The sequence below is a fragment of the Ewingella sp. C233 genome, assembly GCF_055407225.1.
Genome location: NZ_JBUZRI010000001.1, coordinates 1,274,178 through 1,296,175, shown reverse-complemented (window position 1 = coordinate 1,296,175; position 21,998 = coordinate 1,274,178). Strand labels below are relative to the sequence as shown.

The window sequence follows — 21,998 nt, the reverse complement described above, 5'->3', positions numbered from 1 at the left end:
AGTAACAACATGACTCAGCCCTATGTGAAAGCCATCAACATCACCAAACGCTTCGGGGCGCTCACCGCCCTGAACGACGTCAATCTCGAAATTTATGCCGGGGAAGTGCTGGCGCTGCTGGGCGATAACGGGGCGGGGAAGTCCACCTTTACCAAAGTGCTGGCGGGTGCACACCCGGCCAGCGGCGGTGAGCTGGTGGTGAACGGAAAATCAGTGACGTTTTCGTCACCGAAAGACGCCTCCGACTGCGGCATCGCCACCATTTTTCAGGAACTGGCGCTGTCGGAAAATCTCTCCATTGCCGAGAACGTTTTTCTTGGCCGTGAGCTGAAACATTCGGTACTGGGTATTCCGTTTTTGCGCCAGCAAGCGATGCGCTCACGCGTTGCCGATCTGCTGCACGAACTCGATGCCCATATCTCCGACGCCGAAGCACCGGTCGGCAGCCTCTCCGGGGGACAGCGTCAGGCAGTGGCTATCTGCCGCGCTCTGAATCTCAACGCCAAACTGGTGATCATGGATGAACCCACCGCCGCACTGGCGGTAGCAGAAACCCGCAAAGTGCTGGCGCTGACCCGCAAACTGGCGGAGCGCGGCTGCGCGGTGGTGCTCATCAGCCACAACATTGCCGACGTCTTTGAGGTCGCCGATCGTATGGTGGTGTTCCGTCGCGGCAGAAAGATCGCTGAACGCCGCCGTAGCGAGACCACACCCGAAGAGATTGTGTCGCTGATCACCGGTGCACATCCCGAAGCAAGAGCCTTTGAAGCAGCACGAGTCTGACAAGAAAAATATAATTTTTTGCGACGTTTTCTTTCCAATTAATCACAGGTCCAGGGGTTCATATGTTGAAAAAAATGATCAGCACCATGGTGGCATCCGCTCTTTTCAGCACAATCGCGGTCGGCGCTTATGCGCAGGACAATACCGCAAGACCTAAAGTGGCCTTCGTGCCGCAAATCATCGGTATCCCTTATTTTCAGGCGATGGAAGACGGCGGCAACCGTGCAGCCAAAGCGTTCGGCGTTGATTTCATCTATTCCGGCCCGGTCGACACCAACCCGATGGACCAGTTACAGATTGTGCAAAACCTGATTGCACAAGGCGTAAACGCCATTTCAGTCAGCGTGCTGGACGCCTCCAGCATTGCGCCAGTGGTGGCGCAGGCCAAAGCCAAAAACGTCAAACTCTTCACCAGCGACAGCGATGCGCCGGACAGCGGCCGTGCGGTGTATGTGGCACAGGCCACCGACGAAGGGCTCGGCGATACGGTGATTGACGAGATGGTCAAACGCGTCGGTGACCATGCCAAAATCGGGATTGTCTCCGGCGAAGCCACCGCCTCCAACCTCAATGCCTGGATTGGCTTTATGCAACAGCGGGTAAAAGAGAAATACCCCAACGTCACCCTGCTCAAGCCGCAGTTTGCGGGCGGCACCTCCAGCCGCGCAGCGCAGATCTCCGCTGACATGATCGCGTCCAACCCTGACCTGAAAGGCATTATTGCCGTGGCGTCAACCACCTGTCCGGGCGTGGCGCAGGCCATCGAAACCGCCGGGAAAATCGGCAAAGTGGTGGGCACCGGTTATTGCAGCCCGAACACCGCGCGCGCATATCTGAAAAGCGGCTCCTTTGGTTTCTCGGTGTTATGGGACCCTGAAAAACTGGGCTACCTCACCGTCTGGGCCGGTAAGCAGCTGATCGACGGTAAACCGTTCAGCAGCGAGAACAGCGTACCGGGGCTGGATCAAAAAGTGAAATATGACGCCAAAACCGGCGTACTCCTGCTCGGCGCACCGGCGGTCTTCACCGCGCAGAACGTCGATCAGTTCCACTTCTGACAGAGGAAGCGCCGTGGCGATTTCATTCTCCCGCGCCCTGAAATTTTCAGGGCGTGAACTGACGCTGGCCTGCGTTTGCATTCTGGCGATAGTGATTTTCAGTCTCTCATCGCCCTATTTTGCCACGGAGGACAACCTGACCACGGTGTTGCGTAACAGCACTGAACTGCTGCTGATTGGTCTGGGAATGACGCTGTTGTTAGCCATGGGCGGCGTGGATGTCTCGGTCGGCGTGGTGATGGGGCTGGCGGCGCTGGTCATCGGCCAGTTGCTGAATGCAGGCGTATCTCCGGGCCTGACCGCCCTGTCCGGCCCGGTTGTGGGGGCGCTGATTGGCGTTATCAGCGCACTGGTGGTGGTAGCCGGTCGTATTCCGGCCATCGTCGGCACGCTTGGTCTGTATGGCGTGTACCGCACCGCCGTATTTGCCCTGCTCGGCGGCCAGTGGCTGTCGGGCCTGCCTGACTCGCTGACCCGCATGGTGGCAACGCCGCTGCTGGGTTTACCGGTCACGGTGTGGGTGATTGCGCTGGCCTACGCGCTGGTGTGGATAGCGCTGCGCCGCACGCCGTACGGCCTGCATCTGCTGGCTATCGGTAATTCCGAAGACAAGGCGCGGCTCTCCGGCATTGCGGTGACCCGCGTTCGCTTCGCCACTTTTATCATCAGTGGCTTGCTGTGCGGTTTGGCGGCAACGTTTTATGTCGCCACCTACCGCAACGTTGAAATGACCATCGGCAGCCAGTTAGCGCTAGAAGCCATTGCGGCGGTGGTGCTTGGCGGTACCGGCATTATGGGCGGCCATTGCAGTCTGCTCGGCACCGTACTCGGCGTTTTCCTGCTGCGTATTCTGCAAAATGGTCTGCTGCTGATGGGGGTTCCGTCTCTGTGGCAGACGGTGGTCACCGGCGGTTTACTGCTGCTGGTACTGATAGCCGAAGTGCTGGCCGGCAGGCTGCGCATTTACAGCATTAATGTGCGCAAAAATAACCCATCTAAAAATCCGCTCAGGGGAGAACCAACAGCATGATTCTGACGGCGGGAACCGCCCGGTTTTATAAAAAAAATGTCGTGCTGACGCTGCTGTGCGGGCTTTGGGTTGCGCTGGCGCTGACGCTGCTGATCGCTCAGCCGTCGGTGCTTTCCGGTGCGACATTAACCAGCATTTTGCAGTTCGCTACCTTACTGGCGCTGGTGTCACTCGGTCAGGCCATGGTGGTGCTGGCCGGTGGCGCGGGCATTGATTTGTCGGTCGGTGGCAATGTGTCGCTGTCGGCCATCGTCGGGATGATGGCCTTACAGGCGGGCGTACCGGCACTGTTTCTGCCATTCATCTGCCTGCTGTGCGGTTTTCTGCTTGGTGCGGTGAATGGTTTGCTGATCGCCCGGCTGAAAATCTACCCGCTGATCGTCACCCTTGGCACTTTTTATGTCTATTCCGGTCTGGCGCTGGCGCTGACCGGCGGCGCGGCGCAGGCAGGTGTTCCGGCCTGGGCACTGCCGTGGGGGCGCGGCGTGCTGGCGGATATTCCTCTGCCGTTCCTGACGCTGGTGATCCCAGCTTTTCTTATCACCGCATTGCTGCTCTCTTTCACCGCCTGGGGCCGCTGGATTTACGCCATGGGCTTTAACGAACACTCCGCGCGTTTGGTGGGGATCCCGGTCGACCGTGCCCGCATTCTGCTCTATTCGCTGTGCGGGATGCTGGCCGGTGGCGCCGGATTTGTTTCGCTCTCGTGGCTCGGCAGCGGCAGGCCGAATGCGGGGGTCAATCTTGAACTGGAGTCCCTGACCGCAGCGCTGCTCGGCGGCGTGGCGATTTTTGGTGGCAAAGGCGGCGTGGCAGGCGTGTTTGCTGCGGTTCTGCTGCTGGTCACCCTGAAAACCAGCATGTTGCAGTTTGGCATTAATACCGTTTGGCAGGTGGGCGTGGTCGGGCTGTTGCTGATTGCGGTTCTGCTGGCCGATCGTCTTTCAAAAAACCGGAGCTAAAAATGACTTTTTCTTCTCAGGCGCTGGCGGCGCACATTGAGGCCAATAAGCAGCGCATTGTGCAGACGCTGTGCGATATTTTGTCGTTCCCTTCCATCGTGATGGCGGACCCGACGCAGTGCGGGCCGGGCGAGCGTGACTGTCAGCTCTATCTGCAACAACGACTGCACCGGCTGGGCATGGAAACGGACCTGTGGGATCCGGACGGTCCGGCACTGTACGAAAAATACAAAGGCCGTCCCGGCGCCAATAAGGGCCGCACCTTCGAAGGCCGCCCGAATCTGGGCGGTACGCTTAAAGGCAGCGGCGGCGGTAAATCCATTATGCTGACCGGCCATATTGATGTTGTACCACCCGGCGCACGCGCGCACTGGCGCACGGATCCGTTCGAACCACAGGTGATTGACGACTTCGTCTACGGCCGTGGCGCGGTGGATATGAAAGGCGGCGTGGCCTGTATGCTGATGGCGGTAGAGTTTCTAAAAGATTTAGGCGTCGGACTTTCCGGTGACGTCGTTTTCACTACCGTCGTGGATGAAGAGATTGGCGGCATGGGATCGCTCGCGATGGTTGACCGTGGTTTCCGCGCCGATGCAGGCATCATGACCGAACCAAGCGCCAATCAGATAGCCCCGATTTGCCACGGTATTTTGTGGGGAAAAATCATCGTCAATGGTGTAGGCGGTCATGCGGAACTGACGCCAAACGCCTGGGACAGTACCGGTCCGGTGGATGCCGTCGAGTTGTGCCGTCAGATCATGGATGGCATCGACATTCTTAACCGCCGCTGGCAGTACGATCCGAAGAAAAATCATCCGCTGATGGAGATGCCTAATAAGGTGATGATCACCCAGCTCAACGTGGGTGAACATCCCTCTTCCACCGCAGGTCACGGCGAAATCATCATCGACGTGCAGTACCTGCCTGCAGAGAAAGACGAGTTCGGTCTGGGCGGTCATGTGAAGCGTGAAGTCGAAGCGCATATCGCCCGCGTTTGCGAGGCGGACCCTTACCTGCGCGCGCACCCGGCGCATATCGAGTGGATCCTCGACGCCGACTGCGCCGAAGTGCCGTCCGACCATCCGTTTGTCACCACCTTCCAGCAGGCCGTGGTTGAAGCTAATCTGTCACCGGTGTTAACGGGCTTCGGCGCGCACAGTGATATCGGTTTACCGACCGGCATGGGCAATACGCCAACCGTCAATTTCGGTCCCGGCGACCCGGCGCAATCTCATCAGCCGAATGAGCGGGTCTCGGTGGAGGATTTGGTGAATTGTACGAAGGCCATCGCGTTTGCGATTGAGAAGTGGTGTCGGTAAAGAGGGGAGCCCTTTGACCCCAAGGTCAACACCGTGGGCCTCCTGCCCACACCTCCTAATTCAACGACAACACCGTGGGCCTGCTGCCCACACCTGCCCAGAAGGCGGCCAGTCGCCGCCGCCCTCTGGACTCCCGGGCTTTTTCATGAAGCACCGACAGCTGCGCAGGTCACAATGGCCGTGTTCCAGGTATTACTGTTATAGCCGCAAACTCCGCCGCTCCGCGGTCCTCTCATTTCGGGTTCGGACCAGCTCGAATAATAACCTCTCGCCGTTTCTCACCACTCATTCGACGTCGTTTTGAACGCGGCCTCGGTATTTTTAAAGACAAACACCATGTCGGTTTTGAATTTCAAGAAGCTTCGGCCGCATTCAAAAATACCGCCGGAGGAGAGGTGGAAAAACGCGCGTGTTTTTGCGCGGGTTGTAACCCGAACGGAGGGGACCGCAACGCGGCGGTATTTTGCGGCTATCACAGAGGTCACTGGAACACGGCCATCCCGATTCAGCGATAGCGCGTAGTTAAAAAACGCAGGGTTCCAAGGGAGGCGCGTTTACGCTTCCCTTGGGCCAGTGTGGGCGGCGAGCCCACGACCTTGAATTTGAATTTGAATTTAAAAGGCTTAACGAGCCTTCTTCGTCGCAAACCCTTTATTCAGATTCCGCCAGTAAACTACCCAAGTGATCACCGCACAAACAATGTAGAACACCAGGAAGACTTTCATCGCGCCTGCCGGTGAACCGGTCATCGCCAGTGACGTCCCGAAGGCTTTTGGAATGAAGAAGCCACCGATGGCACCAATGGAAGAGATAAAGCCCAGAGCTGCGGCAGTATCGGTTACGGCTTCACGCTGTGCTGATTCGGCACTGTCGCCACGGGCCAGCGCGGAGTCGGTGGTCAGTTTGCGGAAGATCACGGCAATCATCTGGTAAGTTGAACCACTCCCCAGACCGGCCGTCAGGAACAGCACCATGAACACGCCGAAGAAGGCCGGGAAGTTACCCCCCACGCCGCCGTGTGGCAGGGTCAGGAACAGCAGTGCGGCTGCAATCGCCATCACTACGAAGTTCCAGAACGTCACTCGCACACCACCCAGACGGTCAGACAGCATACCGCCAACAGAACGCGCCAGTGCACCGAAGAACGGGCCGAAGAAGGCGTAGTGCATGATATTCACTTCAGGGAACTGGGTTTTGGTCAGCATAGCAAAACCGGCAGAGAAGCCGATGAATGAGCCGAATGCCGCCAGATAAAGCACACACATGATCCACAGGTGACCGCGTTTTAGCACCGGCAGTTGCTGACGGATAGAGGCTTTTGATGACGCCAGATCATTCATACCAAACCAAGCGGCAACGGTACAAATTACCAGGAACGGCACCCAGATCCAGGCGGCGTTTTGCAGCCACATGCTGCTGCCGTCGGCCAGCGTTTGCGGATCACTGAAAGCGCTGAAAATCCCCAGAGAGATTGCCAGCGGTGCCAGTAACTGCATCACGCTCACGCCCATGTTACCGAGCCCGCCGTTAATACCCAGCGCGCCGCCCTGCTTGGCTTTCGGATAGAAGAAGCTGATGTTCGCCATGCTCGACGCAAAGTTCGCACCACCAAAACCACACAGCAGGGAGATGATGAGGAAGGTATTGTATGACGTGGTAGTATCCTGCACCGCAAAGCCCAACCAGGCGCATGGGATGATCAGGAAAACGGTACTGATTGCTGTCCAGCGGCGGCCGCCAAACAACGGGATCATAAAGGAGTAAGGGACACGCAGAATGGCGCCGGACACCGAGGGAATGGCCGTCAGCATAAATAGCTGGTCGGTCGTGAAGTTAAAACCGACTTTGTTAAGGTTGACGGAAACCAGACTGAACAGCATCCAGACGCAGAAGCCGAGCAGCAGAGAGGGAACAGAGATCCACAAATTGCGGCTGGCTACTTTAGAACCGGTTTTAGCCCAAAATGCCGGATCTTCCGGTCTCCAGTCCTGAAGCAGCCGTGACTGTTTTTCAGCCGGTGTAGATGAATTATGCGACATTGAAACCTCGGTATGCAGAACATTGTTGTTATTAATGCTGCACACACTAGGTAGTGGCCTGTTGTACGATGTTGATGCAAATCAAGCGGATGACGGGTAAGTTGCCGGTGTAAAATGAGTATGCGTCCTTTGTGAGTAGGCCACCGCTTGTCAATAAACAGCTATAATTCATACTCTTGATAGTCATTTCTTTCTGTATAAATCCTTCGCATACCCACCATGGAAATTAGTGAGTACCTCCAAGGGGGTATAGGTGATAGCGGCCGGATCATAAAAAATATGCCCATACAGACAGGACGTCTTTTATCACAAGGTGTAGCAACAGGAACCCATTCATGATGAAACGTGCCCTCCCCCCGCTCTCGCTCGTCAGCCAGATTGCCTTATTGATGCTGCTGCTGGGCCTGCTGGGAATTGGCAGCATGAGCGTGGCGGCTTGGATGGCACAAAGTATTCAGGGTAACGCACACGCCATTAATAAGGCCGGTTCCCTGCGTATGCAAAGTTATCGCTTGCTGGCCTCCGTTCCTCTGACCAAAGAGAGCGATGGCTATTTACGCCAGATGGAGCAGGATCAGGACAGCTCGGATTTACTGCGGGCGGTGCAAAGTGAAAAGCTGCAACCGGAATTTGATGCCCTGCGCCGCTACTGGATGACGACGCTTAAAGGCCAGATCCAGCAGGCGCAGCGTCCTGCTCAGGTGGCGTCCAACGTTGCGGTGTATGTCAGCCAGCTCGATAAGCTGGTCGCGGCTCTCGAGCACAAAACAGAATATCATCTGACGCTGATTTCTATGGTGCAGCGCGGTCTGCTGGCGATCACCCTGCTGCTGCTGGCGCTGACCATCTGGTTTTTACGCCGCCGTTTACTCGAACCCTGGCAGCGCCTGCTGGCACAGGCCAATGCGGTCAGCGCCGGAGACTTCAGTCAGCGCTATCAGCTGATGAAGACCCCGGCAAAGGATGTGAACCGCGCACCGCGGCCGCATAACGAAATGGATATTCTCGGCCAGTCGCTCAACAGCATGTCGCTGGCGATGGAACAGCTGGTTGACAGCCTGGCGCAAATGGTCGCCAGGAAAACTGCCGATCTGCAACAGAAGAATCAGGTACTGGATTTTCTCTACCGCGTCAGCCGCCAGTTACATACCAGTGCGCCGCTGGAACAGCGTCTGGTACCGGTGCTCGAAGAGTTACAGACACTGACACCCTTGCAGTCCGTGCAGCTACGCCTGTACGAGAACAACAGCGCCGAGTTATTTGATGAAATTGGCAACGCCAGTCCTCAACCAGCGGGGCATTCACGTCATGTCGCCGATAATCGCGACCAGCACCACCTGCTGAGTGAAAATATTGAGCCGGACGAAGGCCTGCTGCGTCAGCCTTTAAGCTGGAGCCTGCGGGATGATCGGGAGAATTATGGCGTTTTGCTGGCGCAGTTGCCGCAGGACTGCGAACTCAACGAAGATCAGCAGCAGCTGATCACCACCCTGCTCGAACAGCTGACGAGTTCGCTGATGCTGGCGCGGCAAGCTGAACATCAGCAGCAACTGATGCTGATGGATGAGCGTTCCGCCATCGCCCGCGAGCTTCACGACTCGCTGGCCCAGTCGCTCTCCTGCATGAAGATCCAGATTGCTTGCCTGCAAATGCAGGGCGGTGATCTAAGCGAAGAAAACAGCCTGCTGATCCAGCAAATGCGCGACGAACTGAACACTGCCTACCGCCAGCTGCGCGAACTGCTGACCACCTTCCGCCTGAAGATGAATGCGCCGGGTTTGCGTGCCGCGCTGCAACATGCGGTGGATGAGTTCTCAGCACGAATGGGCGTGAAAATTGCCTTTGATTATCAATTGCGGCCGCGTTCTGTACCAGCAAACCAGGCGATTCATCTGCTGCATATCGCCCGCGAAGCGCTGAATAATGCTTTTAAACATGCTAATGCGAGCGACATTTCCCTCACGCTGACCTGCGAAGAGGGCCAGATCCTGATGCAGGTGGCCGACAACGGTCAGGGACTGCCCGAGAACGTGGACCGACAAAATCACTATGGCCTGATCATCATGCAGGATCGCGCCAGAAGTTTGCACGGCGAATGCACGGTTGCCCGCAAAGCCAGCGGTGGCACCGAAGTCACCGTTCGTTTTCGCCCCGATGCATTGCCCATCAATCCCCAGGAGCAAGTATGACCGACATGACCCCTTCCACGATCTTACTGATCGATGACCACCCGATGCTGCGCAACGGCGTCAAACAGCTTATCGCGCTGGACACCACGTTGCAGGTAGTGGGAGAAGCCAGTAATGGTGAACAAGGCGTGGAGCTGGCCAAAGAGCTGGACCCGGACCTTATCCTGCTCGATCTGAACATGCCCGGCATGAACGGTCTGGATACACTGGATAAAATGCGCCAGACCTCACTGTCAGGCCGAATCGTGGTATTTAGCGTCTCGAATCATGAAGATGATGTGGTGACAGCGCTTAAACGCGGGGCGGACGGTTATCTGTTAAAAGACATGGAACCGGAAGATTTGCTCGCCGCGCTGCACAACGCCGCAGGCGGGAAAATGGTGCTAAGCGAAGCCCTGACGCCAGTCCTCGCTGCCAGCCTGCGCGAAAGCCGCCCAAGCGGTGACCGCGACATTCAATCCCTGACGCCGCGAGAGCGCGATATCATCAAACTCATCGCCGAAGGCTTACCAAATAAGGTCATCGCCCGCCGCCTCAACATCACGGAAAGCACGGTCAAGGTGCATGTGAAGCATCTGCTGAAGAAGATGAAGCTGAAGTCGCGCGTTGAAGCGGCCGTATGGGTGCTCCAAAGCAACGTGATCTAGGCGGGCACCGGCCCGCAGCTGCTTTTTAACGTCAACGTCAAGACCGTGGGCCAGCTCCCCCACACCTGCTTTTAAATCTTTAAATTCAAAACCGTGGGCGCCGGCCCACACCGGGGTAAGGGGATTTAAACGAATCCCCTTACCAATCCCGCGTTTTATTCACTCCGTTGCTGCGCAAGTTGGGGCGGACGTGCTCCAGTCACCTCTGTTATAGCCGCAAAATCCCGCCGCGTCGCGGTACCCTCCGTTCGGGTTCCAACCCACGCAAAAAGAAGCGCGGTTTTCCACCTCTCCTCCGGCGGCATTTTTGAATGCGGCCGACGCTTTTCTAAAAGACGGCATAGTTTTGGTGGTGAATTTATACGTGTTTTAAGAAAGACAAAATGAGTTTGGTTTTGAATTTGAAAAAGCCCCGGCCATGTTCAAAATGTCACCGGCAAGTCGGTGGAGAGACAACATTTTAACCGTTGGCTCGAACCCGCAGCCGGGAATCGCGGAGCGATGACATTTTACGGCGATAACGGAAACACCTGAAACACGGCCATTGTGACCCGCGCAGCTGCTGTTTTTAAAAGAGTCCGGGGTCTTGGGGCGGCGGCGATTGGCCGCCCCAAGTCGGTGTGGGCCGACGCCCACGGTTTTGAATTTGAATTTAAATTTAAATTTAAAGAAGAGTTAAAGCGGGCTTGGGCAGCAGCCCAAAGGCTTAAAAATTAAGCCCTTGATCTTGCATTCCCGCACTGAGCGGCGGCGGCGCAACATCAAGCGTTATCCAGTTTGAGGTGACGTGCTGTGATTTGCTGTCCACCACCGTGACCGACAGCCGGTAGCTGTTGCTGGCGCCGGGCGAGCTGTCCCATGCTGGAATGATCACGCTCCAGCCGTCGGTATCACGGTTGTTGTGCGGCGGCGTCAGGCTCAGCGCCTGAGTGTCACCCTGCCAGCTCAGCGCCGTCAGACTGTTGAGCGCTCTCACTTGTAATTTCAGTGCTAGCGTTTCACCCGGTAGCAGCGTCCACGGCGGCGTGGCGAGGAAAACGGAGAGGGTTTTGCGCTGTTTGAACTCCATCACCGGCATATTATTACGTTCCACCGTGTCCATGCGGCTGCCGCGCAGCGAATGAGCATCATCCACATAATTTGCTGAGAGCTGCTGGGCCAGCGGGACGCCTAAACGGTAATTGAGCGACAACTGCACGGTGTCCTGATTGTCGCCATCCTGCCCGGTCTGATGGGCCGCTTTCACCGTCACCAGAGGCACCGGCGTGTAATTAACACCAAATGTCATGGCCGACGGATTGGTCTGCCTTGTGCCGTTACCGAACAAGTCCACCTGATCACCGTAATACTGCTCGTAACTCAGGGATGCACCAATCTGGCGGTAAAAAGGCAAATAGCCTTTGGTCGTGATGTCGTAACCGCGCGCCTGCCGCCGCAGCTGGGACGATGTGCTGCTGTCTGGCCGGTAAGAGGAGAACGGCTGATAAACGTTGGTGGAGAAATGCAGGTAATCGGTCCAGGCTTCAGCGCCCACGCTACCGCGCGTCAGTTGGTGATCGAAATCGTTATCCACAAAAGCGTTATACCCCAGCATCCACGCGCCGGTATTCCAGCGCTGGCCTAAGCCAAAATTGCCCACCGTCGCACCGGTGGCGCTGGTCACGCCGACCTGGCTGTATGTCAGCAGATTTTTGCCGTTATAGAGCGGGCTGAACAACTGACCGGAGCTGCCGTCGAAATTCCGTCCGCTGACGTCAAGCGACATGCTGGCCGTGCCGAGCGGTGAGAGTAAACTGCTGGTCTCTTTCTGCACCAGTTTGGCGGCCTGGGTCAGCGCCAGCGTTTCAGCCTGTTCCCGCAAAGGATCTTCGCTGTCGCTGGAGGTGCTTTGCTCGCCGAACTGTTTCAGGGTGGTCGCAATTTTGGTGGCCGTGGCACTGGCACCGGTCGGGGGCTTGTACCAGCTGCTGCCAAGGCTCGGCAGGCCGTTAGGATCCGGGCGTGGCGAACCCGCGTTGAACTGGGAATCCGCGTCGCCCGCCGGAGCAGAAAGATCCACATCCGGGGATAATGGCTGGTAGACGTCTACCGTCAGCGCGCTGGCGCTTGCAGTATAAAAAGCTGAACCCAATAACCAAAATATTGGGGTGCACACCGTCGGCGCAATTCGCTTTAGTAAATTGGAAAATAAATCCGTGACGTCTGTCATATCCTACACAAATTAAGAATGAGATTCGATCTTACCCCACGGTCGGCATTTTTCAACCCTCAATCCCGCTTAATGCCTCTGCTTACAATGCTTTCGGGTGATTCCGAGCAGGAATCGGTATTTGGTTTAAGTCCCGTTCAGCCGCTGTCCGCTATACCTCAATGACGCCCCTGCACCCGGAGACAACAGATGCAGACAGCATCGAAACAACGCTTCATCGGTTTGGAATGGTTGCGGTTTCTGTTGGGCTGTTATGTCATGGTCTACCATTCCCTGCATCAATATCCCCAACGTTTCACTGTTCCCTATCTGGCTGAAATCAGCAGCATGGGCTTTTTTGCCACCAGTACGTTCTTTGTGCTTTCGGGCTTCCTGCTGACGCACGTCTATTTTGATGGCAATACAATGCGGGAATCTGGCGGGAGCTTTCTGAAAAAACGCTTCTGTAATTTGTATCCGATACACATCGTGGCGCTGGTCAGTTCGGTTCTGGTCGTGAGCCTGATGCAGTGGCTGGCTATTGCGCCGGAAGGCCCCGGTGCCAGCTTGCGCTTTGTGGTGTATGACAGTAATTCAGAACTTGCGGGCACCAGTCCGGAGCTGTTTCGCCACTATATGACCAATGCCCAGTTAGCGTTTAACAGCGTGCTGCAATTGCTGATGTTACAGGCGTGGAATCCCTACTTCCTGACGTTTAACGCACCACTGTGGTCGCTTTCCACCCTGTTCTTTTTCTACCTGTTTTTCCCTTGGCTGGCACCTAAACTGCTGGCCGCACGGCACAAGTGGTTGTGGATGTTGTTGATCTGTGCCCTCTATTTACTGCCACCGGCCTGGGTTATCTGGCAGCAACAATATGGGATGCCTTACACGGGTTTGTTGCAGCGTGGGCCGCTGTTCCGTTTACCGGAATTTCTGGCCGGGATCCTCGCTTACGGTATTTTCCGTCAGCACCGGCAGGCCAATCTTTCCCTTGCCGGTTCAGCCAGAACCCTGATGGTGGTGGGCATCTTGCTTTGTTTCGGCATCGCCACCGCGCTGTTTACCCACGGCAGCGGGCGCTACTGGTATTTTCTGCTGCATAACGGGTTGCTGCTGCCCTCGCAGGTTTGTCTGGTCTATCTCAGCGCACTGGCACGCGATCCGGCCAGCGCCTGGTTGCGTCACTGGTCTCCAAGGCTCGGCGCTGCCTCACTGTCGATTTTCGCCCTGCACGTACCGTTGTTTAACCTGTTCCGGACGCTGGAACAGTTTTTACGCGGCGATCCGCTGCTGTGCTTTCATGATTGGCAGGCGTGTATCGCCTCAGCGGGTAAGGTGCCGCTCAGTATTGCCGGTTACCTGATTTATCTGCTGCTGACTGTGGCAATTTGTGTGATTTTTCAGGAACGCTGTGTGGTACGGATGCGCGATGCCATGTTACGGCTAACTTCCGGTATCAAAAAAACGCAACCTCAGTAAATACGGGGTCTGTGGGATATTTTTTCCTTCTCACAGGCTTTTATAAATGCCTTGAATTGTGTAAATTTAGCGCGTTTTTCATAATACCCCTACCCAAAAACACACATTTCATAACATTTTTAACATCTGAACGCGTTCTCTTTACAAGCGCTTTTCATCTATCCTAATGACGTATGTTTGATGTGGCTACGCCACCCGAATGCAAATTTTTATTTGCAGTGCGTGACTATCATCACAGTTTATTGACGTTATCAGCACGACGTCTCCCACTCGCCAAACAGCACAGACTGGTTGGTGAGAAGTGCGCATTCTATAAAACAAGGGAACATAGATGAGCAAAAAAACCTTGCCCGGCGTCACGCGCCGGCAAATCCTGACGTTCACTGCCGCCTCCGCTGTGCTTGGCGCAGCCAAAGCCGCCAATGCTGTCACGCTCAAAGGTACGCCCGTGTGGAGCCCCTTTGACGCCAGCCCGCCCCCGCAAATTGAAACCGACGGCTGGGTGTTTTTCACCGACGCCGAAGCTTCCGCACTGGAAGCGATTGTTGACCGCCTGATCCCGGCCGACGACCTGAGCATCGGGGGCAAAGACGCCGGTTGCGCCGTGTTTATCGACCGCCAGCTGGCCGGCTTTTACGGCACCTACTCCCGCCTGTATATGAAAGGCCCTTTCCAGCCCGGCACGCCTGAGCAAGGCGACCAGTCGCCACTGGTACCGCAGCAGCGTTACCGCCTCGGGTTGGCAGGTCTTGAGCAATATACTCAGGCCCAGCATAAAAAATCCTTCAAAGATCTAACCGGTGACCAGCAGGATGAGATTCTGAGCGGTTTACAAGGCGGAAAAATCGCTCTGAATGGGATCGATTCCAAACTCTTCTTCGATACCGCGCTGAAGAACACGATGGAAGGTTTCTTCGCTGACCCGATTTATGGCGGAAACCGCAACATGGTGTCCTGGAAAATGCTCGGTTTCCCAGGGGCCCGCTACGACTACCGTGAATACGTCGGCAAACATAACCAGAAATTAGATCTGGAACCGCTGAGTATCTCCGGTGGAGATGCATGGAAGATTAAAAGCTAGGGGCGAAGAGAAAGATTATGGCAAAGAAATTACCCAAAACTGATGTGGTGGTGATTGGACTCGGCTGGGCCGGATCCATCATCGCCAATGAACTGGCAGACGAAGGCCTGAATGTCGTGGCCATTGAACGTGGCCCGTGGCGCGATACCGCCCGTGATTTTAACGTGGCAACCGTGACCGATGAATTGCGTTACAACAGCCGTCAGGAACTGATGGTTCAGACCGCGCAGAACGCCATCACCATCCGTAACAACCCGTCGCAAACCGCGCTGCCGATGCGCGAATGGGGTTCGTTCCACCCGGGTAACGGCACCGGCGGCGCGGGCAACCACTGGGCGGGTATCACCTTCCGCTTCCAGCCAGACGAATTCCGTCTCAAAAGCCATCTGACCGAAAAGTACGGCGCGAAAGCCATTCCTGAAGAGCTGGTGTTGCAGGACTGGGGCACTGACTGGGAAGAGATGGAACCGCATTACGCCTCGTTTGAACGTCTGGCCGGGGTTTCCGGTAAAGCCAGCAATGTCAACGGCGAACATCATGAAGGCGGCAACCCTTACGAGGGTATGCGCTCAATTGAGTATCCGACCAAACCGATGGACATGCCTTACGGCCCGACGCTGTTTGCCGAAGCGGCCCGCAACATGGGTTACAAAGCCTTCCCCGTGCCCTCTTCGCTAGTGTCCGAAGCCTACACTAACCCGCTTGGCGTCAAGATGGGGCCATGCACCTATTGCGGTTTTTGCACCAACTACGGGTGTGCCAACTACTCCAAAGCCAGTGCGATTACGACGGTTCTGCCTTCGCTTATCCGTAAGGAAAACTTCGAAGCGCGCACCAGCTGTGAAGTGATGCGCGTGGTCAAATCGCCGGACGGTAAACAGGTCACCGGCGTGGTGTATATCGACTCCTCCGGTGACGAGTGGGAACAACCGGCCGATCTGGTGGTTGTCACCGCGTTCACCTTCGAAAACGTCCGCCTGATGCTGCTTTCCGGCATCGGTAAACCTTACGACCCGATCAGCGGTACCGGCACCACCGGCCGTAACTATGCATACCAGACCGCCAACAGCGTGCAGTTGTTCTTCGATGACAAGAACTTCAATCCGTTCATCGGTGCGGGCGCGGTCGGCATGGGTATTGACGATTTCAACAATGATAACTTTGACCACTCTGGCCTTGGCTTCTTCGGCGGCGGTAGTATCCGTGTAACGCCCATCGGTGGCGCGCCTATCGGTTACCGCCCTGTTCCGCCGGGAACACCCAAATGGGGTAAAGAGTGGAAGCAGGCGACCGTCAGCAACTATCTCAGCAGTATGTCGATTGGCTGCGAAGCCAGCAGCTACACCACACGCACCAACTATCTGTCGCTCGATCCGAACTATGAAGACCGTCTGGGCCGTCCGCTGCTGCGTGTGACGTTCGACTTCCCGCAAAACGACCTGAAAATGGCCGCCTATTGCACCGGAAAAGTCGGCGAGATCGCCAAAGCCATGAACCCGCGTCAATACGTGGAAAACCCAATGAAAGGCCACTGGAACGGCTCGCCGTATCAGTCTTCGCATATTGTCGGCGGTTTCGTGATGGGCGCCGATCCGGCCACCAGCTCAGTGAACAAATATCTGCAAGTCTGGGACATGCCTAACCTGTTTGTGGTCGGCGCTTCTGCCTTCCCGCAAAACCCGGGTTATAACCCGACGGGCACCGTTGGCGCGCTGGCCTTTAAAGCCGCTGAAGCCATTCGCAAAAATTACCTGAAAAAACCGGGAGAGATGATTGTATGAAGACATTAACCTCATTCTCACTCGGATTGGTGGCCCTGACCGTCTCCGGACTGGCACACGCCGCCGGTGACGGTGCTTTCGAACAGGTTGAGCGCGGACGTTATCTGGCGACCGTTGGCGACTGTGCGGCCTGCCATACGGCCTCCACGCCGGATGCCAAACCTTTTGCCGGCGGTGTGCCGATTCAAACGCCGTTTGGCCGTCTGGTTGGTGCGAACATCACGCCAGATCCGCAAACCGGCATCGGGCGCTGGACCTTTGATGACTTCCAGCGCGCCATGTCAGAAGGTGTCGGCCACGGCGGCAAACGTCTGTACGGCGCGATGCCGTTCACCGCTTACACCAAAGTTACCCGTGACGATAACGCCGCCATCTGGGCCTATCTGCAGACGGTGCAACCGGTGCACAGCGAAGTGGAATCCAACCAGCTCCCCTTCCCGTTCAACATCCGTACGAGTCTGATGGGCTGGAACTGGCTGAACTTCACCCAAGGCGAATACAAGCCGAAGATGGATAAATCAGCCGAATGGAACCGTGGCGCGTACATCGTCGAAGGTCTGGGTCACTGCGGCACCTGCCACACACCGAAAAACCTCATCGGCGGTGATAAAGACAGTGAATTCCTGCAAGGCGCGGTGATTGAAAACTGGGTCGCACCGGATATCACGACCAATAAGCACACCGGGATTGGCAACTGGACCGAAGCCGACCTGATGCAATATCTGAAGACCGGTGCCAACCGTTTCGATATTGCCTCCGGACCGATGGCCGAAGAGGTGGATCATTCGTCCCAGCACTGGACAGATGCCGACCTCAAAGCCGTGGCGGTGTATCTGAAAGACAGCGGCCATGACAGCGGGTCAAAAGCAGCGGAACCGCTGAAAGCGGATGACAAAACGATGATTGCCGGGAAGCACATTTACGCCGACCGCTGTTCAGCCTGTCACACGCCAGACGGCAAAGGACAGGAAGGCATGTTCCCACGCCTGGCCGATTCCGCGCTGATCAATCAGGGTGATGCAACCTCGCTTATCCGCGTCGTCCTGGCTGGCAGCCGCCCTAGTGCCACCAACGCCGCACCGACCGCACCCGCGATGCCTTCGTTTGACGCTAACATGAGCGATGAAGATATCGCCAACGTGCTGACGTACATCCGTAACAGTTGGGGGAATGCTTCGGCAGCCGTTTCCAGCTCGGATGTCAAAGATTTACGGGCAGAACTGAAGAAATAATTAAGGTTTTACCTTAATAATCCCAGGTATCGGGGCGCTGAAAAGCGCCCTTTTTTTCGTTTGAAAACGAGTGGGCTTTTTAAATTCAAATTCAACACCTTGGGTTGCCACCCAAACTGACCTTAAGGTCAAAACCTTGGGCCTGCTGCCCAAACCCGCCCAAAAGGAGGCATAAACGTGCCTCCTCTTGGAACTCCTGCGTTTTTCTCTGAGACACCGACAGCTTCGCGGCTGGCAGGGCACGAGTTTCAGTCGCTTCTGTTCACGACGCAAAATGTCACGGCTGCGCCGTCCCCGTATTTCGGGTTCGAGCCTCTGGTCTCGAACCTCTCATCCGGTGCCATTTTTGACTGCGCCTTAGCGGCTATGTAAATCAAAAGATAAAACATGGTCTGCTTTTGTCTTTTAAAAAAGCGTGGGCCGCATTCAAAAATGGCGCTGAGCAAGTGGTTCGAGACATGAGGCTCGAACCCGCAGCGAAGGCACCGCCTAAGCGGCGACATTTTACGGCTGTCACAACGGCCCCTGAAACACGTCCATCCCGATTCAGCGATAGCGCGCAGTTTAAGAGCCGGAGATTCTGAAGGGGTGTGGCGATAGACACCCCTTCAGGCCAGTTTGGGTGGCAACCCAAGGTCTTGACCTTGAAGTTAAAGATGAAATTGAAAAGAAAACAGTTATGGCATTTCCCCCTCTCCACCTGTTATGCATCGCAATTTATTCGTCTGCTATGCTTTCATACACATTCCCTCGAAAGGATTTAACATGTCCCCATGTAAAGCGCTGTTAAAAACGGCCGCTGCCGTCACCCTCACCGCCTGGTTACCCTTTGCCAGCGCGGCCAATATCTTCACGCTCTCCTCTCCTGACTTCAAAGATGGCGAGATGCTGGCGCAAAAATTCGCCGGGAATATTAAGGGGAATGCCTTCTGTACCGGTGAAAATGTCTCACCGGCGCTGAACTGGGAGAACGTTCCGACGGGCACGAAAAGTCTGGCGCTGACGCTGGTTGATCCCGAGGGCCGCGGCGGTCTGGGGGTTAATCATCTGGTGGCTTACGGCATTCCGCCTGATGCCAAAGGCTTCGCGCAGAACGATCTGTCGGCCGGGAAAGGTTTTGTTGGCGGAAAAAGCACTCAGGGTAACGGCCACTATAATGGCCCCTGCCCGCCGGTCAGCGCAGGGGTGCATCACTATACCTTCACGCTGATCGCCACTGATTTAGCCCCACAAGACCTGCCGGCAGGCTTAACTCGTGAGCAACTGTTCGAAAAACTGGACGGCCACAGCAAAGGTGCCGCAGGCATCATCGGACGTTTTGGCAACAAATAAGTGCCTATGGCGGACGGACAGTTATGCCGTTCGCCATTGCGCGTTGCCGCGCACCAGCAGATAAACACCGGTAAAGATTTGCCAGAAGGTGATGGAATAGACCGACCCGCGCTCAGCAAGCCCCACCGGAAGAATACCGGTTGTCAGGATAATCACGTTGAGTAAACCGATAACCCCCAGCACCCAGGTCAGGCGGCTGAATATGCGCCACTGCGGCCTGTTCCACTGGCTCCAGCCAGCGGATAATAACGTGAGATTCCCGCCGACAATCGCCAGTACAGCGCCAAACTGATGCACTGAAATATTCCCCAGCATGGCCCCCTGCGGTTCGCTGTGGAAGACAGCAATGACTACGCCCCCGACGCCGTGCAAAAGACCAAACGTCAGAAACAGTTTCCCTGCAAAACCCGTAAACAGCGGCTTTAAGCACCAGCAGGCAATAAAGAACAGCACGCCTTCGAGAATAAACCCGCTGTTCATAACAACATGTAAGGGGGAACACAAATCCCTGCCGTCCGTCATCACGCCACACTGCGCCACACCCAGATCGCTGATGTAATTAGTGGTGTAACGATAAAAAGGAGTGTTCCAGCTTAGCGAAGCGATTTTTTCAGCCAGTAAATACACCACGCCACCGAGCATAAAACACAGCCCGCCGAGTTTTTGCCGCCGTTGCTTAATGCACATAGCCAGTTACGCCCTTAATGAAAAAGATGAAAGGTTGTCACAGATTACAGGAGTTTGTGTTAAATAAGCGTGAATATGGCAACGGATAATTTGGTGCATTATTTCGCGAGGCTTTAACAAACAGTATGTTTTCTATTCCCCTTCCCTTTATGATTTCACTGCTGCTCGCCATGCTATGGTTGAGGCTGTTTTTGGGCAACGACAGTGCGCGTTATCGCTTGTTACTGCTCGTCGCAGTATGTTGGTTACTCGCGACGCTGGTTGGCATCCGCTGGACATTTCACTGTCCTGCCATTCGCTTCATTCAACCTGTTATTGCGTCTGTTTTACCGCCACTGGCGTGGTGGTGTTTTTCGAAAGCAAGATTTCAACGTGCTTCAGCACTCTGGCAAATTTCGATCCCCATCGTGTTTACGATGTTTTCATTGCTGCCCTTGGCCGGATGGAATTTTCCACTGGATGCTGCACTGGTGACGCTTTATCTGGCTTATGGCATTGCGCTGTGTCGAATCGCCCTCAGTAATCCCGCTCACTTATCCACTGTCCGGCTGTCAGACCATGCAAGAATGCGCTACAGCGTCCTGCTGACGGGATTGATTTTGTGTTTTTCCGGGCTATCGGATACGTTTATTGGCCTCGATTTCGCGTTGTTTAATGGCACTCACGCCGCGCTGGTCATCACTCTCTCTCACGTCGTCGTCCTGCCGTTTCTGGCTTTCATCGTCACCATGGCGCCGCAAAGCGTGCCGTCACCATTACCTGAGCCTGAAGTTACCGACATCACGCCACAGGTCGATGAATACCAGTTAGTGGAAAGATTGAAAACAGTGATCCGCGACAAGGCTCTGTTTCGTGACCCTGACCTGACGCTAGACCGCCTCTCGCGCAAAGCGGTTATCCCTGCTCGCCAAATTTCTCAGGCGGTGAATCGCGTACTCAAATGCAACGTATCGCAGTGGGTGAATCGCTTTCGGGTGGAAGAAGCCTGCCGCCTGCTCGATGAAACCGATTTGCCCGTCACCACAATTATTTTCGAGTCAGGCTTTCGCACTAAATCGAACTTTAACCGTGAGTTTCTCAGGCAAACCGGCATGAATCCGGGCGATTATCGGCGCGCTAATGCGCAGGGATCGCCTGTTTCAGAAACGCGATAATGAGTGTGGAAACCTGTTGATGAATTGCCTGACGATCGCGACCGTTACCGTCTTTACAGACGACGCCATCGTCGGGTGACTCCTCCTCCAGCAGTGCCACAGCTCCCGGTTTGCATAACTGCATAAAGCTAAAATGTGTGGCGTCATTGATTAACACATAACGTGATGATGCTTTGGGCAAACCAGCAACCAGATAACCGGACTCCAGTTCCGCTGGCAGATCTGCAATGTCCACCCCCGCAGCAAGTACCAGCACGGGCACGTTAACTGCCGCAAGGCTTTGCGGTGTAAAGCCTCTCGCTACGCCTAAATCTAAGGAAACAACAGCCTTCACGCGCGGATCACGCAAGTCAGCATCTAATTGAGCGACAAACTCAGGGGATTTATTGATCCCAAACTCGGCCGTTAATCCGCAAATGCGCGGATTAACGCCATGCTGGCAATCCTGCACAAATTGTTGGGTATCGAATCTCGCACCAGCCAGTTCGACGACGGTCCAACCACCCAGTGAATGCCCTATCGCCGCGATACGCGTCTGATCAATATGTCCAGCTATGGACGGTGTGGCAATCAGCGCATCTATCACATGGCTGACATCTTTGGGCCGTTGCCAAAGTTGTTGGGCCTGCGCGGGGTTTCGGTCATGCGTCGTCGTGCCAGGATGATCTGGCGCGGCAACAATATAGCCCTGCTTTACCAGCTCAGCAGCCAGCCAGTTGACGTTGCGCCAGCTCCCCCGAAAACCATGCGAGAGCACCACCAGCGGATAGGTACCTGACGCAGCTTGAGCGTTTCTCACACCATCAATCCCGACAAAAACCTGATCTTCACCGATTTTTTCAACGATATGCGTTTGAGAGGAAACCGCGGGATACCAGACACTGACATGCAGAGGGCGTGGGCTTGTTTGATCCAGCGTTGTCTCACGAAAACCGACGACATCGGCGGCACTGACCACCTGAATCAAACAAATCCACAAGAGTACTGTTGAAGAAATACACGTAAACATAGAGACACTCCATCAAGTTATGAAG

The 21,998-nt window shown here is 55.5% G+C and carries 17 protein-coding genes; 13 read left to right on the top strand and 4 right to left on the bottom strand.

Annotated elements, in window-relative coordinates:
* Positions 1 to 9 precede the first annotated feature (9 nt).
* The 5 genes from ACZRKO_RS05915 to ACZRKO_RS05895 all read left to right on the top strand — a co-directional run bounded on the left by ACZRKO_RS05915 (position 10) and on the right by ACZRKO_RS05895 (position 5,152).
* On the top strand, positions 10 to 783 hold the full coding sequence (locus ACZRKO_RS05915; protein ID WP_463736295.1) for an ATP-binding cassette domain-containing protein: 774 nt from the start codon (positions 10 to 12) through the stop codon (positions 781 to 783).
* Between the two features lie 62 nt (positions 784 to 845).
* Positions 846 to 1,841, top strand: coding sequence for an autoinducer 2 ABC transporter substrate-binding protein (locus ACZRKO_RS05910; protein ID WP_463736294.1), 996 nt, complete (start codon positions 846 to 848; stop codon positions 1,839 to 1,841).
* Positions 1,842 to 1,854: 13 nt separating this feature from the next.
* Positions 1,855 to 2,871, top strand: a complete 1,017-nt coding sequence (locus tag ACZRKO_RS05905) for an ABC transporter permease (protein ID WP_463736293.1) — start codon at positions 1,855 to 1,857, stop codon at positions 2,869 to 2,871.
* The gene (locus ACZRKO_RS05900) at positions 2,868 to 3,833 is read left to right on the top strand and encodes an ABC transporter permease (protein WP_463736292.1); all 966 of its coding nucleotides are present in this window, start codon (positions 2,868 to 2,870) and stop codon (positions 3,831 to 3,833) included. Before ACZRKO_RS05905 ends, ACZRKO_RS05900 begins: the two co-directional genes overlap by 4 nt.
* A gap of 2 nt (positions 3,834 to 3,835) precedes the next feature.
* Complete coding sequence (locus ACZRKO_RS05895; RefSeq protein WP_463736291.1) at positions 3,836 to 5,152, top strand: M20 family metallopeptidase; 1,317 nt, start codon at positions 3,836 to 3,838, stop codon at positions 5,150 to 5,152.
* 623 nt (positions 5,153 to 5,775) lie between these two features.
* On the opposite strand, the gene ACZRKO_RS05890 is transcribed toward ACZRKO_RS05895, so the two are convergent.
* A complete protein-coding gene (locus tag ACZRKO_RS05890) occupies positions 5,776 to 7,191 on the bottom strand; it encodes a NarK family nitrate/nitrite MFS transporter (RefSeq protein ID WP_463736290.1) in 1,416 nt (471 codons plus the stop codon).
* A 338-nt stretch (positions 7,192 to 7,529) separates the two neighbouring features.
* On the opposite strand from ACZRKO_RS05890, the gene narX reads away from it, so the two are divergent.
* The gene (narX, locus tag ACZRKO_RS05885) at positions 7,530 to 9,380 is read left to right on the top strand and encodes a nitrate/nitrite two-component system sensor histidine kinase NarX (protein ID WP_463737482.1); all 1,851 of its coding nucleotides are present in this window, start codon (positions 7,530 to 7,532) and stop codon (positions 9,378 to 9,380) included.
* The gene (gene narL / locus ACZRKO_RS05880; protein ID WP_463736289.1) at positions 9,377 to 10,027 is read left to right on the top strand and encodes a two-component system response regulator NarL; all 651 of its coding nucleotides are present in this window, start codon (positions 9,377 to 9,379) and stop codon (positions 10,025 to 10,027) included. Before narX ends, narL begins: the two co-directional genes overlap by 4 nt.
* 706 nt (positions 10,028 to 10,733) lie before the next feature.
* On the opposite strand, the gene ACZRKO_RS05875 is transcribed toward narL, so the two are convergent.
* A complete protein-coding gene (locus ACZRKO_RS05875) occupies positions 10,734 to 12,236 on the bottom strand; it encodes a YchO/YchP family invasin (RefSeq protein ID WP_463736288.1) in 1,503 nt (500 codons plus the stop codon).
* A 189-nt stretch (positions 12,237 to 12,425) separates the two neighbouring features.
* On the opposite strand from ACZRKO_RS05875, the gene ACZRKO_RS05870 reads away from it, so the two are divergent.
* The 5 genes from ACZRKO_RS05870 (at position 12,426) to ACZRKO_RS05850 (ending at position 19,123) form a co-directional block, all read left to right on the top strand.
* Positions 12,426 to 13,697, top strand: coding sequence for an acyltransferase family protein (locus ACZRKO_RS05870; protein WP_463736287.1), 1,272 nt, complete (start codon positions 12,426 to 12,428; stop codon positions 13,695 to 13,697).
* 331 nt (positions 13,698 to 14,028) lie between these two features.
* Complete coding sequence (locus ACZRKO_RS05865; protein WP_463736286.1) at positions 14,029 to 14,778, top strand: gluconate 2-dehydrogenase subunit 3 family protein; 750 nt, start codon at positions 14,029 to 14,031, stop codon at positions 14,776 to 14,778.
* 17 nt (positions 14,779 to 14,795) lie between these two features.
* A complete protein-coding gene (locus ACZRKO_RS05860; RefSeq protein ID WP_463736285.1) occupies positions 14,796 to 16,559 on the top strand; it encodes a GMC family oxidoreductase in 1,764 nt (587 codons plus the stop codon).
* Positions 16,556 to 17,791, top strand: coding sequence for a c-type cytochrome (locus tag ACZRKO_RS05855; protein ID WP_463736284.1), 1,236 nt, complete (start codon positions 16,556 to 16,558; stop codon positions 17,789 to 17,791). The genes ACZRKO_RS05860 and ACZRKO_RS05855 overlap by 4 nt, the downstream gene beginning before the upstream one ends.
* Positions 17,792 to 18,556: 765 nt before the next feature.
* Positions 18,557 to 19,123 carry a YbhB/YbcL family Raf kinase inhibitor-like protein gene (locus tag ACZRKO_RS05850; RefSeq protein WP_463736283.1) on the top strand — a complete coding sequence of 189 codons (567 nt, stop codon included), beginning with the start codon at positions 18,557 to 18,559 and terminating at the stop codon, positions 19,121 to 19,123.
* 21 nt (positions 19,124 to 19,144) lie between these two features.
* Here the strand turns inward: ACZRKO_RS05850 and ACZRKO_RS05845 are convergent, their stop codons facing one another.
* Complete coding sequence (locus tag ACZRKO_RS05845) at positions 19,145 to 19,810, bottom strand: DUF998 domain-containing protein (protein ID WP_463736282.1); 666 nt, start codon at positions 19,808 to 19,810, stop codon at positions 19,145 to 19,147.
* A gap of 125 nt (positions 19,811 to 19,935) precedes the next feature.
* Between ACZRKO_RS05845 and ACZRKO_RS05840 the strand changes: the two genes are divergently transcribed.
* Positions 19,936 to 20,964, top strand: a complete 1,029-nt coding sequence (locus ACZRKO_RS05840) for a helix-turn-helix domain-containing protein (RefSeq protein ID WP_463736281.1) — start codon at positions 19,936 to 19,938, stop codon at positions 20,962 to 20,964.
* Here the strand turns inward: ACZRKO_RS05840 and ACZRKO_RS05835 are convergent.
* Positions 20,927 to 21,973 carry an alpha/beta hydrolase family protein gene (locus tag ACZRKO_RS05835; RefSeq protein WP_463736280.1) on the bottom strand — a complete coding sequence of 349 codons (1,047 nt, stop codon included), beginning with the start codon at positions 21,971 to 21,973 and terminating at the stop codon, positions 20,927 to 20,929. The two genes, ACZRKO_RS05840 and ACZRKO_RS05835, sit on opposite strands and share 38 nt — an antisense overlap.
* Positions 21,974 to 21,998 lie beyond the last annotated feature (25 nt).

What these genes read in the sequence shown, in the direction of transcription:
- ACZRKO_RS05915 (WP_463736295.1), top strand. Translation starts at nt 10, where the DNA reads ATGACTCAGCCCTATGTGAAAGCCATCAACATCACCAAACGCTTCGGG.
- ACZRKO_RS05910 (WP_463736294.1), top strand. Translation starts at nt 846, where the DNA reads ATGTTGAAAAAAATGATCAGCACCATGGTGGCATCCGCTCTTTTCAGC.
- ACZRKO_RS05900 (WP_463736292.1), top strand. Translation starts at nt 2,868, where the DNA reads ATGATTCTGACGGCGGGAACCGCCCGGTTTTATAAAAAAAATGTCGTG.
- ACZRKO_RS05895 (WP_463736291.1), top strand. Translation starts at nt 3,836, where the DNA reads ATGACTTTTTCTTCTCAGGCGCTGGCGGCGCACATTGAGGCCAATAAG.
- ACZRKO_RS05890 (WP_463736290.1), bottom strand. Translation starts at nt 7,191, where the DNA reads ATGTCGCATAATTCATCTACACCGGCTGAAAAACAGTCACGGCTGCTT.
- narX (WP_463737482.1), top strand. Translation starts at nt 7,530, where the DNA reads ATGAAACGTGCCCTCCCCCCGCTCTCGCTCGTCAGCCAGATTGCCTTA.
- narL (WP_463736289.1), top strand. Translation starts at nt 9,377, where the DNA reads ATGACCGACATGACCCCTTCCACGATCTTACTGATCGATGACCACCCG.
- ACZRKO_RS05875 (WP_463736288.1), bottom strand. Translation starts at nt 12,236, where the DNA reads ATGACAGACGTCACGGATTTATTTTCCAATTTACTAAAGCGAATTGCG.
- ACZRKO_RS05870 (WP_463736287.1), top strand. Translation starts at nt 12,426, where the DNA reads ATGCAGACAGCATCGAAACAACGCTTCATCGGTTTGGAATGGTTGCGG.
- ACZRKO_RS05865 (WP_463736286.1), top strand. Translation starts at nt 14,029, where the DNA reads ATGAGCAAAAAAACCTTGCCCGGCGTCACGCGCCGGCAAATCCTGACG.
- ACZRKO_RS05860 (WP_463736285.1), top strand. Translation starts at nt 14,796, where the DNA reads ATGGCAAAGAAATTACCCAAAACTGATGTGGTGGTGATTGGACTCGGC.
- ACZRKO_RS05855 (WP_463736284.1), top strand. Translation starts at nt 16,556, where the DNA reads ATGAAGACATTAACCTCATTCTCACTCGGATTGGTGGCCCTGACCGTC.
- ACZRKO_RS05850 (WP_463736283.1), top strand. Translation starts at nt 18,557, where the DNA reads ATGTCCCCATGTAAAGCGCTGTTAAAAACGGCCGCTGCCGTCACCCTC.
- ACZRKO_RS05845 (WP_463736282.1), bottom strand. Translation starts at nt 19,810, where the DNA reads ATGTGCATTAAGCAACGGCGGCAAAAACTCGGCGGGCTGTGTTTTATG.
- ACZRKO_RS05840 (WP_463736281.1), top strand. Translation starts at nt 19,936, where the DNA reads ATGTTTTCTATTCCCCTTCCCTTTATGATTTCACTGCTGCTCGCCATG.
- ACZRKO_RS05835 (WP_463736280.1), bottom strand. Translation starts at nt 21,973, where the DNA reads ATGTTTACGTGTATTTCTTCAACAGTACTCTTGTGGATTTGTTTGATT.